The organism is Pseudomonas sp. 2957, from assembly GCF_031456345.1.
In the GTDB taxonomy this organism is placed as follows: domain Bacteria; phylum Pseudomonadota; class Gammaproteobacteria; order Pseudomonadales; family Pseudomonadaceae; genus Aquipseudomonas; species Aquipseudomonas siliginis.
Window position 1 is genome coordinate 256,694 of the sequence record NZ_JAVDUL010000005.1, and the last position, 12,552, is coordinate 269,245.

At 59.5% G+C, this 12,552-nt stretch carries 11 protein-coding genes; 1 reads left to right on the plus strand and 10 read right to left on the minus strand.

Going from position 1 to position 12,552, the window contains the following annotated elements; all coding sequences use genetic code 11:
* Nucleotides 1-72 precede the first annotated feature (72 nt).
* Nucleotides 73-1,878 carry a lipid A export permease/ATP-binding protein MsbA gene (msbA, locus tag J2Y39_RS19405; RefSeq protein WP_016771984.1) on the minus strand — a complete coding sequence of 602 codons (1,806 nt, stop codon included), beginning with the start codon at nucleotides 1,876-1,878 and terminating at the stop codon, nucleotides 73-75.
* Between the two features lie 15 nt (nucleotides 1,879-1,893).
* A complete protein-coding gene (locus tag J2Y39_RS19410) occupies nucleotides 1,894-3,066 on the minus strand; it encodes an O-antigen ligase (protein WP_056787494.1) in 1,173 nt (390 codons plus the stop codon).
* Nucleotides 3,067-3,216: 150 nt separating this feature from the next.
* Here J2Y39_RS19410 and J2Y39_RS19415 point away from each other — a divergent pair, with 150 nt between their 5' ends.
* Complete coding sequence (locus J2Y39_RS19415; RefSeq protein WP_224787295.1) at nucleotides 3,217-3,783, plus strand: lipopolysaccharide kinase InaA family protein; 567 nt, start codon at nucleotides 3,217-3,219, stop codon at nucleotides 3,781-3,783.
* Here J2Y39_RS19415 and J2Y39_RS19420 read toward each other — a convergent pair.
* From J2Y39_RS19420 to J2Y39_RS19455, 8 genes are all read right to left on the minus strand, one after another.
* Nucleotides 3,778-4,872: a glycosyltransferase gene (locus J2Y39_RS19420; protein ID WP_310219237.1), complete on the minus strand. Its 1,095-nt coding sequence runs from the start codon at nucleotides 4,870-4,872 to the stop codon at nucleotides 3,778-3,780. The genes J2Y39_RS19415 and J2Y39_RS19420 overlap by 6 nt on opposite strands.
* A gap of 54 nt (nucleotides 4,873-4,926) precedes the next feature.
* Nucleotides 4,927-5,688, minus strand: a complete 762-nt coding sequence (locus tag J2Y39_RS19425) for a glycosyltransferase family 2 protein (protein WP_252887212.1) — start codon at nucleotides 5,686-5,688, stop codon at nucleotides 4,927-4,929.
* Between the two features lie 54 nt (nucleotides 5,689-5,742).
* On the minus strand, nucleotides 5,743-6,699 hold the full coding sequence (locus J2Y39_RS19430; protein WP_305382068.1) for a glycosyltransferase: 957 nt from the start codon (nucleotides 6,697-6,699) through the stop codon (nucleotides 5,743-5,745).
* A gap of 81 nt (nucleotides 6,700-6,780) precedes the next feature.
* Nucleotides 6,781-8,181, minus strand: coding sequence for a PIG-L family deacetylase (locus J2Y39_RS19435; protein WP_310219500.1), 1,401 nt, complete (start codon nucleotides 8,179-8,181; stop codon nucleotides 6,781-6,783).
* 8 nt (nucleotides 8,182-8,189) lie between these two features.
* Complete coding sequence (locus tag J2Y39_RS19440; protein WP_310219240.1) at nucleotides 8,190-9,086, minus strand: antimicrobial resistance protein Mig-14; 897 nt, start codon at nucleotides 9,084-9,086, stop codon at nucleotides 8,190-8,192.
* On the minus strand, nucleotides 9,086-10,216 hold the full coding sequence (locus J2Y39_RS19445) for a glycosyltransferase (protein WP_310219242.1): 1,131 nt from the start codon (nucleotides 10,214-10,216) through the stop codon (nucleotides 9,086-9,088). The genes J2Y39_RS19440 and J2Y39_RS19445 overlap by 1 nt, the downstream gene beginning before the upstream one ends.
* Nucleotides 10,200-11,957 (minus strand): carbamoyltransferase, encoded by a 1,758-nt coding sequence (locus tag J2Y39_RS19450; RefSeq protein WP_024011327.1) that lies wholly within the window; start codon nucleotides 11,955-11,957, stop codon nucleotides 10,200-10,202. Before J2Y39_RS19450 ends, J2Y39_RS19445 begins: the two co-directional genes overlap by 17 nt.
* Before the next feature lie 172 nt (nucleotides 11,958-12,129).
* On the minus strand, nucleotides 12,130-12,459 hold the full coding sequence (locus J2Y39_RS19455) for a YceK/YidQ family lipoprotein (RefSeq protein ID WP_409037436.1): 330 nt from the start codon (nucleotides 12,457-12,459) through the stop codon (nucleotides 12,130-12,132).
* Nucleotides 12,460-12,552: the final 93 nt, after the last annotated feature.

The window sequence follows — 12,552 nt, forward strand, 5'->3', positions numbered from 1 at the left end:
GGGCGCGATATTAACAGGATCGCGCGCGCCGGGAATACACGAGGGTGAGGCTGGCCCACCCTCATCTGCAGATCAGGCAATGTCTTCAGCCGGGGCATCCAGCCCCATCGCATGCAGACGCGCGTAGTAGCCATTATGAGCAAGCAGTTGGGCATGAGTGCCGCGTTCGACGATCTCGCCCTGATCCATGACGAGGATCAGATCGGCCTTCTCGATGGTCGACAAACGGTGGGCAATCACCAGCGTGGTGCGGCCTTTCATGACATGGTCGAGTGCCGCCTGAATGTGCCGCTCGGACTCGGTATCAAGGGCCGACGTCGCTTCGTCGAGGATCAGCAGCGGGGCGTTTTTCAGCAAGGCCCGGGCAATCGCCAGGCGCTGACGCTGTCCGCCAGACAACAGCACACCGTTCTCGCCGACCTGGGTATCCAGGCCTTGAGGCATCTGCGCGATGAAGTCCATGGCAAATGCATCCCTGGCGGCTTTCTCGATATCTTCGCGAGGCGCGCCTGCCAGATCGCCGTAAGCGATGTTGTTGGCGATGGTGTCGTTGAACAGCGTCACGTGCTGGGTCACTTGCGCTACATGGCGACGCAGATTGCGCAGACGATAGTCCTCGATTTCGACATCATCGAGCAGGATTTCGCCGGTCTCGTGGTGATAGAAGCGCGGAATGAGACTGGCCAGCGTCGATTTGCCGCTGCCGGAACGCCCGACCAGGGCGATCATCTGACCTGGCGACGCGGTGAAGCTGATGTTTTTCAGCACTTCCCGTTCAGTGCCCGGGTAAGTGAAGCTGAGGTTGTTCACCGCCAGATGGCCACTGACCCGATCACGCTCGATCGTACCGGTGTCGATTTCCGGCTCGACATCGAGCTGCTCGAAAATGCTTTCGGCGCCGGCCACACCTTTCTGAATGGTCGAGCTGACTTCAGACAATTGCCGGATCGGTTTGGGCAGCAAACCGGCAGCCGTGATGTAGGCGACCAGATCACCGGCCGTTGCATCACCGCGCAGGAACAACACCAGGAACATCAACACCGCCATGGCGGTGTAGATCACCAGCTGCAGCATCGGCGTATACACCGCGCCAGTCTTGGTCATACGCAACTGTTTGTCGGTGTTGCTCTGGCTGGCCGCCGCAAAACGCTGCTGCTCATAAGCTTCGCCACCAAAACTGCGCACGACGCGATAGCCTTGAATGGTTTCGGAAGCCACATGGGTGACGTCGCCCATGGCCACTTGAATCTTCTTGCTCTGCTTGCGGAATTTCTTGCTGGTGTTGCCGACCATGAACGCGATCACCGGCAGAATGGCCAGCATCACCAGAGTCAGTTTCCAGTTCATCCACAGCAGATAGGCGAACAGGAAAACCACGGTCAGGCCTTCGCGGATCACCACTTTGATGGCATCCGTGGCGGCGCCAGTGACCATGGTCACGTTGAAAGTGATACGCGAGATCAGATGACCCGAGTTATGGGTATCGAAATAGCGATTGGGCAGTACCAACAGCTTGTTGAACAGTTCGATACGCAGGTCATGCACCAGCCCCAACGAAACCCTCGCCAGGTAATAGTTGCCGAGAAACGAGCCGAGGCCTTGCCACGCTGCGATCAGGATGATCAGCAACGGCACAGCCATCAGCAATTGCACGTCTCGCAGATAGGGAACGTTGGGGAAGAGCACCGCTTCCGGGTTGCTCAGGCCATCGACAAAATACTTGAGAATCCCGGCCAGCATTGGTTGCGTGGAAGCAAAGATCACGAAGCCCACGATACTCAGCAGGAAAAGACCGATATAGGGTTTTACGTACCCCAACAGCCGAAAGTAGATTTTCAGGCTGGATTCCTGTTCCGCTTTGGGCGGTGCGTCAGTCATCGTAGAGCTCACTGGTTAAGAAGAACGCGAAATTTTATCACAAGCGCCGCCATTGGCCCGCGCCCATACCAAAACGCTGGCAAGCCCCAACGGCAGCCAGCTGATGAACCACTCGGCGCGCGGGGTGCCGGTGAGGCTGGCAGCGTCGAATTGCATCGCCAGTGTCGAGAACAGCCAGATACCGATGATCCCCCGGGCATACAGCGTTTCCCGAACTTTCCACGCTTGGAAAATAACGGCGAACCAGACGGCAGACCATAACAGCAGTCCCGGCAGACCCAGTACGATCGCAACATGGGTGAACAGATTGTGGGCGTGATCGAAAGTCATGCCCGACCAGAAAACCCGGTAGTCCCCACCCAGGCCCAACCCACCCCAGGGATGTTGGGCAATCATATCCAGAGAGGCCATCAGAATCTGCGGACGAAAGGAAACTCCGCGCGCCAGCACCAACGGTTCGAACAGCCACAGCGCCACAATCGCCACCACCAGGGCCACGGCTGCGACGATTCGGCTGTGGCGGTCACGACACCAGATCGGCATGGCCAGGATGGTCAGAAACAACGCCAGCGCCGCGCCTCGACTCTGACTCATCAGTACAAAGATACCCAGCACCGCCAACGCCAGTGTCCAGACCCCTTGCCACATCACGCCACGCGGCGCCCACAGGGCCAGCCACACCGCCGCCAGGCCGATGACATAGCCGCCGAGGATCGGATGCGCCAGCTCACCCAGCCCTTCCACCCGGGCAGACCAGGCGTTACCTTCGATGACGTAAAACCTGACGATGGCCACCAGCGCAGTTACTGCCAATCCCAGCCCGCCCCACTGCATGAGACGAATCAATCGCTCGGGGCGTCCGCTGGCAAACACCGGAAAAAACAGCAGGAACACCACGATATACAACAGACGCTTGGCCTCGCGGCCCGTTTCCGGTGCGTTTGTCCATGCCAGACTGATCAGCGACCAGACCAGCAATCCGAGCAATGGCAGGTAGATCCAGCGTTGTTCATGGAGCACTTCTCTGACGCGGTGCCGCGCAGCCCAGCCCAGCACTAGCGCCGGCAACCAGACGAGAGCCACCAGCCCCTGCTGGTAGACCTTGTTGGTGGGCGCTACGGCAATAGCCAGTAAAAACCACAAGAGCCCCATCGCCATCCATAGTTGCGCCCAGCGTGTTTCCTGCATCAATCTGCTCCTGACAAGGGTTCGCCCATGCGACGCGGCATGGTTAAAATCGAAACTTTTCGGCATCATTGCCCGCTACTACACCCCGCACTTTCGACAAGGCTTCCTACGATGCGATGCTCCCGGCTCTCACAAGCCGCTCTAGACCAAATGATCGACGCCGCCAAAGTTCTGGAAGCGGACAGCTATGGGCCGAAAGTCTACCTGCTGCAGGATGGGAAAATTCTCAAACTGTTTCGTCGCAAAAGGTTTTTTTCATCCGCCTTGTTTCGCCCCTACTCGAAGCGATTCATCGACAACGCCGTCGAGCTGCACAAACTCGGCGTACCGACGCTGCAGATCCTCCAGTTCTTTCGCCTTGAGAAACCAGGCATGACCGCCGTGCTGTATGAGCCTCTGCCAGGGCAAACGCTGCGCCAGATCGCCGCAAAACAAGGTTTCAACTGGACTCAGGCATTGCCGGATCTGGCCGAGCTGATACGCAGCCTGCACCGCTCGGGCATCTATTTCCGCTCCCTGCATCTTGGCAACATCGTCGTCACACCAGACAACCGCATGGGCCTGATCGATGTCGCCGACATGCGCTTCACCCGCGGACCGTTGCCAAAGCGCTTGATCAAACGCAACCTGCAACACTTCGCACGCTATATTGCGCGCGAAAAGCTGAACGACAGCTTTCCGATGCAGGCACTTGAGCGCGCGGTCTTGTCGTCATGAAAACAATGCGCGGGCAGCCTGGCTGAAGTTCGCCCAGGCCTCGTCCGGTGAAAGCATCCGGTACTGCTCGGCATTGATCGCTTGAGATGAGGCACCGAAGGCGCGGTCGATGGTCTCGGACCAGGCCTTTGTGTCATTGACCGGGGCATACCAGCCGGCGCTGCCCAGTTGTTCGCTGAACACCTCCAGATCGCTGCACAACACCGGTACGCCGGCCATCACCGCTTCCTGCATGACCAGACCGAGGCCCTCTTCCAGCGAAGGGATCGCAACCCAGTCGAACGCACGATAAAGCTGCGCTGCTTCGTTCAGATGCCCGGTCAGCAAGACCTTGTCGTGCAAGCCAAGCGCGTCGATGCGCTGCTCCAGCGCCGCGCGTTTGGAGCCTTCGCCGATAATGACCAGGCGCAAGTCCGGGCGGCTGTCGAGTGCTGCGGCAAAGGCATCCAGCAAATAACCGAACCCCTTCTCGGAGACCAGCCGCCCTACCGCGCCCAATACCGGCGTATCGCCTTGCGGCAACCCCAACCGTGTCCGGGCTTGCTCGCGGGTGAACAGGTCAGCACGAAACGCTTCCGGATCAAACGCACTTCGCAACGGGGTGACAGGCATCTGCAGATCGCGGGCCAGTGAATCGGCGAGAGTGCTGGAAACGGCAACCAGTTTCAGCCGGGACGCAGGGATTGCCTGGAATAGAGCCTGGTCGCCGGCATTCAATCGCGCCGAACCGTGGAAAATAACTACCGCGCGGATATGCGGCAGCTTCTTGAGGACCGGCAATAACGTGCGGGCAACGCCCATGCCGTCCAGCAGCAGCAATCGAGCGTCACTGTCCACGAGCGCCTGGCGAAACCTCGCCCGCATCACGGGTTTGGCAAAACGCCAGAAATGCCGGCCCTTCAGGCGCGCTGACGATAACTGCCACTCACGCACCTCACCGACATCCACGCCGCACTCGGCTCCCTGCCCCTGGAGCAGCCAGGTCTTGACCACCGCCGACGGTGCCGCCTGAGAGAGTATTTGCTGATGCACTTTGTGAATTGATGCGAACGGAGCGCCACCGGCCCACATGATATTGAGAATATTCATAGGGCAGAAAGCCGTTGCACGGATTTGCGGGGACAAGCTGCGCGGTACTCGAACTCAGTTGATGAACCAGCCAATGCAGACTCCCAGCAACAGAAACAAGGCAAATTTGATCTGTTCGCGGCGATTGCGGCGCGCTTTGCGTTCACGCTCGACATCCGTTTGCACGTGCAGACCGAAACCGGTGTGCATGACCGCGTCTGCCTCGAGTATCAAGGCGTCCCTGTTCAGTTGTGAGTAGCGCTGTGACAAGGCCTTCTCGCCACCATGGCCGGCGAAAGGCGCACACAACCGATAGTCCTCAAGTCGACGCAACCCAGGGTTCAGCGAGAACCCCTGCCACTCCGGCTTGTCGGAAATCAGCGGATAACACGCAACGCCATCGACAATCTCGCGCGCGCCCAAATGGATGTAAGGACTGTGAACCCGCAGATCGTGATTATAGCTGCGCAACCAGATCTGCAGAATTTCCGGCCGCGCTTGCAGAATGGTCATCGAGTCTTCGACGAACCCCGGACGATAGAACTCCCAGTCATCTTCGCAATGAAAAATGTAGGGGGTGCTGACGTGTCCGTAGGCCAGGTCGATCGATGCCAACTGGCCCAGCTTCGGACGATTGACGAAGACCGTGCAATGCTCTTTCCAGTGAGCAGGCAGAATCCCGGCAACGCCTTCGTCGCCGGCATCTTCGGTGATGAACACTTCACGAATGGGTGCCGTGTTGTACCGGTCGAAGCTATCGAGAGTGGCCTTGAGCAGATCGAGTCGACCGCAGCTGGTAACCACCAATGTAATCTGGCTTTCTTTGGAAAATTGCACCGATATCTCGTTAATCAGAAGTCGCCAGCAATATCACTGGCTATATGACACTTGTCAAATGCCCACTTTCAGGCGGATTTTTTCCAGCAGGCTCAGCGGCGCCCGATCACGCAACGGCGGCTCAAGTTCTTCAACGATGCGCTGACCGATCCGCGCGAAGCTGAACTGCTCCACCGCCAGCTCGCGACCGTTGTCAGCGATGCGTTGCGCCAGTTGCGGATCCTCGCGCAGCGTGGCCAGCTTTTCCTGCAACTGCGCGATCGTCTGATAGAACACCACGTTGTGCATGTCCTGCAAACCCAGCGCCGCAGCTTCGGCGGCGCCTTGATCATAGGCCAGCAGGACGCAGCCGCAAGCCATGGCTTCGAAGTTCTTGATCATGAACTCGCCCATGCCCACGTCCGCGCTGACAAAAAAACGGATACGGTTGAGCGTGTCAACGTACTCGCCGCCGGACTTGGTCCGCGTCACCAGCAGCGGCTCGACCTGGCCCAGTTCATCCAGCAGCGCCTTGCGGCCACTGTAGGCCACACTGTTGGTGCTGCCGACGAAGGCGAGTTCGATATCCCGCTCGCGCCCCTGGTCCTGCAATTGCGTCTGATCGTAGCCCTTGGGCACGAACACGGCGTCGAAGCCCTCCGAGCGCAGGCGCTCGGCAACCACGAAACCGGAACTGATCACCCGTGCCCACGGCAAACGCCGATAGTGCGCACTGAACTTGCCGGTGTACTTGCAGGGGATGTAATTCTGATAGGCATCGTGCTCCAGAATCACCAGATTGGGGATAGTGCGGATAAACCCGACCTGCCGGATCTCCTGCTTGAAGCGCAGGAAAAACACGATGCGGTCATAGCGGGTAACATCGACTTCGCGGCGGAAATATCGCCGCAGATTGCGCTGCTCGTCACCGCTCAACCAGCGCAGATCGCACTCACAATGGGCGGCGACACCCTCATACAAACGATCGAGAATGGCCCGTTGATCTTTCTGCACCAGAAATAGAACTTTCATTGTCTTCCTTGCCGCAACAGCAACCCGAGCAAACCTGAACATGCCCGCCCGCAAGAAAGTCTTGCGCGGGCGCCTGTGTCGCTACAAACGCCAGAACAGTTCATGTCGCCGAACCGCCTTGCGGAAAAATTCGTTTTCGCCATAAGGCGAACCGGCGCGCCCAGCCAGCAATCGCTGCAAGCTGCGACGCAAGCGACGCTTGAACGGCGCGGGCGGCTGCAGGTCATGCATCATGCCCAGGGCCATTGCCTTGTCACGCTGCTGTTGCAGAGACAATGCCAGGCAAACCGGCTGCACCGGCACGCCAGCATCAAAGGCTGGCGGCAGCGCCACGCCATCGCCACTATTGCCCATCGGCCACCGGTCGTTATCGTGCAGATGGTTGGCATAACCGAGCAGCGTCGGCTGCCAGTCCAGCCCCTTCAACACTTCAAGCACAGCCTGCTGCGCGCAGACGTGGTCGGGGTGCGGGTCCAGCGTCGGATGCGGCAGCACGATAACGTCCGGACGCGCGCGCAGCATTGTTTCGCGCAGATCAGCCAGCAGATTGTTCCAGGTCGGCGCGCCATCGGCGTCACTTGGCAGAACAAACCGGTTGAATTGACGGAACAGACGGGTATCGCTCAAATCCGCTTCGCGCGAGCCCACCGGTTGCTCCGGCTTGTCCCGCATCGCGGCCAGTTGCAGGCAGAAATAGCCCAACTGCACGCAGCGTTCCTGGGGGACACCAGCCCATTGCGGCACGGTGAGGCTGTCCCAGGCGCGCAAGCGTCCCTTCAGCCGCGCTGCGTCGACCTTGCTCATGCCCATCTGCTGATAATGTTCGGCCTCGATTTCGCCAGCGGTCAAGGTGACGATCCAGGCTTCATCGGCCTGACTGTACAACCCGAATGCCGCCAGCTCCGCATCATCCGCGTGAGGGGCAATGACCATGACCCGCTGGCGACGATAATCAGCGTGTTCCAGCGCCCACAGTACCGGCTCGCCCGACACTCGACAGAAACGGCCGCGCAGACGCAATACTCCTTCGGACAACGCTTGCGCCTGACCGCTCAGGTTCAGGTAGCGCAGGCCGCCGACCCCGCGCTCAAAGGTCTGCACGTCAGGATTGGCGCCACCCGACAACTCGATGAAAGGGTCAAGAAAACGTCCCAGCCAAGTGCTTTTGACCTTTACAGCCAGAATCAGCACGGCTTCGTCAGCCAGCATCACCCCTTCATCCAGACGCAGTTGCTCGCCGTTCAGATGCACCTTAGGCTGCGGCGTATACGCCGGGAAGCTGTATTGGTAATCGTCGCCGGGCGCGTAGAAAAGATGATCGGCAAACCACGCCTCATGGGCGATCCAGCCGCCAATTAGCAACACCGGCGCCAGCCACCAGGCGACCAGCACGCTCAGCGCGATGATGGCGGCCAGCGCGACCAACATGGCCACGCGCTTGTTGCGTCGATGGCGTCTGAGCAATTGCTGTTTGCGGCTCATGGTCTGACTCATACGGTGAACACCGGCACAGGGTTGCACCAGCGGTCCTTGTATTCACGGTCAGCGCGACCGAACGAAAAACGCAACGGCTTGCCGAGTGCCCGTGCGTGTTCCCAGGCGCTTTGCGTATTGAGAAAGCTCAGCACGCTGCCGGGGCTGAACTCGCGGGTTTCGGGATCCACGCCGCCATTCACGTATTCGACACTGATCCATTCTGCCGCCTCAACGCGGTAGACCAATTGAATCGCAATCGGCGCATCGTTGAGGAAAATGACCGAGCCGATCAACAGCTCGCGCAGCAACTCGATGACCTCGGCCATGCGCGCCGCGCCGGTCGCCGGAAAGCCCCAGCGGCGCTGAAACAGATCGCAGTACATCGCGGCCAGCTCAACGCTGGAAAACTCGCTGACCGCTCGCACCACACCGCCCGCTTCTTCCAGCAGACGCAGCTCTCGACGCTGGTTATAGCGAAACTTTTTCGACAACTCTTCCGGCGTGCGGGCCATGGCCAGTTGTTCAGCCTGCAACTTCAGGCCACTGAAACGGCCTTCGTTGAGTGCCGACAGATAGCGCGCCCGATGCCGCAGCGGTGCCTGAGCATCGACGGCGGCCGGCAGAATCAGCTCGGCATTGCCGAGGTCGAACAGGCCTTTCTTGCCGTTGCGTTTGAGCACGTCCTTGGACAACGCCAGGTCGCGTCCCCAGGTAGCGATGGCGGCTTCAACCTCGCCCTGCTGCTGCCAGGCCAGATAACGCACCGGGATCCCGGCCAGATCCGCCAGGCGCTCGATGACCAGCGGATGTGTCGCGACACTGCCGCCATAACGTTGCCAGGTAGTGGCGTAGGTCGAGGCGTCAACGGGCGACCAGCCACGTTCGCGCCAGCCTTGAAATCGGTTGAGCATCAGCCCCTCGTTGCCAGATCGGTAACTGGCGGCAGGCGCCAGAAGGTCTCGCGCACCGCACGGTCGGAGAAACGCTCATGCAGTCGCTCGAGCATCATCTGCGCACATTGACTACGCTGCTGCGCATCCATCGCGGCCAGATGTTGCAGCCCCTGAGCCAGATGCTCGGCATCGCCCAATGGAAACAGAATGCCCACACCCTCCACCACTTCCTTCGCCCCGCCGCACGCGGTGGCCAGCAACGGTAAGCCGGCGGCCATGGCCTCCAGCAAGACCATGCCGAACGGCTCATGATCGGAGCTCAAGGCGAACACATCGAAGGCGCGGAAATAATTGCGCGCATCGGGCACCTGACCGAGAAACAGCACTCGGTCGGCAATGCCCAGCTCACGGGCCAGCACCTTGAGATCCTGCTCCAGGCGACCGCTGCCGAGAATGACCAACTGACTGTGGTCCGGCAGGCCTGGCAGCGCCTGGGCAAACCCGCGCAGCAACGTGGCCTGATCCTTGTCCGGGTGCAGGCGGCCGACGTTACCGACAATCCAGGCATCCGGCGACAGCCCGAGGATCTGCCGCGCTTCTTCGGAAGGTACCTGACGGGCTTGCAGTGCAGGCACATCGATGCGGTTGTAAAACGTCTGGATTCGGCTTGCCGGCCATTTCGGCAGGCAGCGCCGCATGTCGTCACGCACTGCATCCGACACGCCGAGAAGGCTCAGGCGCTGGCGGAAAATATGCGCGAACAACTTGCGCGTCCCACGCTGGTAATCGCCGAACGCGTGGTGCACACCAATGACCGGCAGCGATGTGCCGAGCAAGGCGATATAGATCGGCTTGAAGCGATGGGCGATGCAAAGACTGAAATTGCGTGAGGCGACGATCTTGCGCAGATCGCCGATAGCCCCCAGTTTCAGGCCACGAATGGCCTTGGAGCTGTACTCCATGAACAACACTTCATCGGAAGCACACGCTGCGGCCACCTCGCTATCGGCGGCCCCGGTCAGAAACACCGTGGTCACCCGATAGCCGGTGCCGGCAAACAGGCTGGCGTACTGCCGCGCGCAGTCCAGGAACGGCCCGTCATAGCCGTGACAGAACTGCAGCACATGGCGTTCAGCCGAGCGAGTCATAAGCGTTGGCGCCCTCTTTGACCACCAGAATGTCTTCCATGATCAGATACTGCAGATCCGAGCCGAAAAACATGTTCAGCGCGTCGGTCGGCGAGCAGATCATCGGTTCGCCACGACGGTTGAGCGAAGTGTTCAGCGACACGCCGTTACCGGTGAGGTTTTCCAGCGCCTTCATCATGTCGTAGTAGCGCGGGTTGTATTCGCGCTTGAGCACCTGGGCACGGGAAGTACCGTCCTCATGGACGACTTCCGGCACGCGGGTTTTCCATTCTTCGGCGACTTCGAAGGTGAAGGTCATGAACGGCGCCGGGTGATCGATCTTGATCATCTGTGGAGCGACTGTGTCGAGCATCGACGGGCAGAAAGGCCTCCAGCGCTCGCGGAATTTGATCTGGTGGTTGATGCGGTCGGCGACACCGGCCACGCTCGGGCAACCGATGATCGAACGACCACCCAACGCGCGCGGACCGAATTCCATACGGCCCTGGAACCAGGCGACCGGGTTGCCATCGACCATGATCTGGGCGATCTGCTCCGGCATGTTGTCGAGCTTGCGCCAGGTCGGCTTGTTCTCGTGCCGGGCACACGCGGCAATCACGTCCTCGTTGCTGTACGACGGGCCGAGGTAGACGTGTTCCATCTTCTCGACCGGTACGCCACGGGCGTGCGACACGTAAGCGGCAGCGCCGACTGCGGTGCCGGCATCGCCGGACGCAGGCTGTACGAACAGCTCTTTGATGTCGTCGCGAGCGATGATTTTCTGGTTCAGCTTGACGTTCAACGCACAGCCACCAGCGAAAGCCAGTTTGCCGGTTTCCTTGAGCACGTCGCCCAGATAGTGGTCGATCATCTGCAACGCGAGCTTCTCGAACAGTGCTTGCATGCTCGCGGCGTAGTGGATGTACGGCTCGTCGGCAATGTCGCCTTCGCGCTTCGGACCCAGCCACTCGATCAGCTTCGGCGAGAAGTAGAAACCCTTGCCCTTCTCTTTATAGCGACGCAGGCCGATCACGTTGGCGTAGTCGGTGTTGATCACCAGCTCGCCATTTTCGAACGAGGCCAGACGCGAGAAATCGTACTTGCTGGCATCGCCGTATGGCGCCATGCCCATGACCTTGAACTCGCCGTCGAGCATCTCGAAACCGAGGAATTCGGTGATCGCACCGTACAAACCACCGAGGGAATCCGGATCGAAGAATTCCTTGATCTTGTGGATCTTGCCGTTTTCGCCGTAACCGAAGAAGGTCGTGGCGTATTCGCCTTTACCGTCGATGCCGAGGATCGCGGTTTTCTCTTTGAAACCGGAGCAGTGATAAGCACTGGAGGCGTGAGCCAGGTGATGCTCGACCGGCTCGATCTTGATTTTCTTCGGATCGAAGCCCAGTTGCTCGAGGCACCAGACGATCTTGTTGCGATAGCGCTTGTAGCGACGGTTGCCCATCAGGATGGCATCGAGTGCGCGATCAGGGGCATACCAGTAGCGCTTGGCGTAGTGCCAGCGGGCCTTGCCGAACAGGCTGATCGGGGCGAAAGGAATCGCCACCACGTCAACGTCGGACGGTTTGATGCCGGCTTGCTCGAGGCAGAATTTCGCCGATTCGTAGGGCATGCGGTTCTTTGCATGTTTATCGCGTACGAAGCGCTCTTCCTCAGCCGCCGCGACCAGCTTGCCGTCGATGTACAAGGCTGCGGAAGGATCATGGCTAAGGGCGCCGGACAGGCCAAGAATCGTCAATGCCACAGGGGTCTAGCCTCTTTAGTCTGCATGCAGGCGCGATGCGCCTTGAAAATTGATGTGCCCTCGCACAGGGCGAGTGGCAGCTAAAGGGCGGGATTATAGCGTAAACATGACGGGAATTACCTTGTACGAATTGCCACCTGCGCGATTGATCCGATTCAACGAGTCCAACGACTCAATAGCCGTCTCTGCGCCAGTAAATACTCAGATTTGAATCGGTAATCTGCCGATAGACCGTGTAAGGCAACGAAAGCGTATCGAACACGGCGGACAGCGGAAGATCGAGCAACACAAAGGGCGCCAGCATACCCGTAGGATCAGGCGGCGCATTCAGCGTGCAAAAATCGAAGGCCAGACCACTGTAGATGCGCGGAATCGATTGGCAGTAGGTCTTCTTTTTGCGCAGGTCACGGGCAGCATCGGCGTCGCCCTGCAAAACGGTCGAGACACTGCCACAGCCTGAGAGCACCACAGACATTACGCCCAGCGTCAGAATTTTTTTCATGCTCAAGATTCGCCCTCCGAGATCGTCAGGCAAATTAGCATCGAGCCCGAGCAGGGCACAGTTCATGGCTTCTGGAGAAGTTGTAGGACAGAT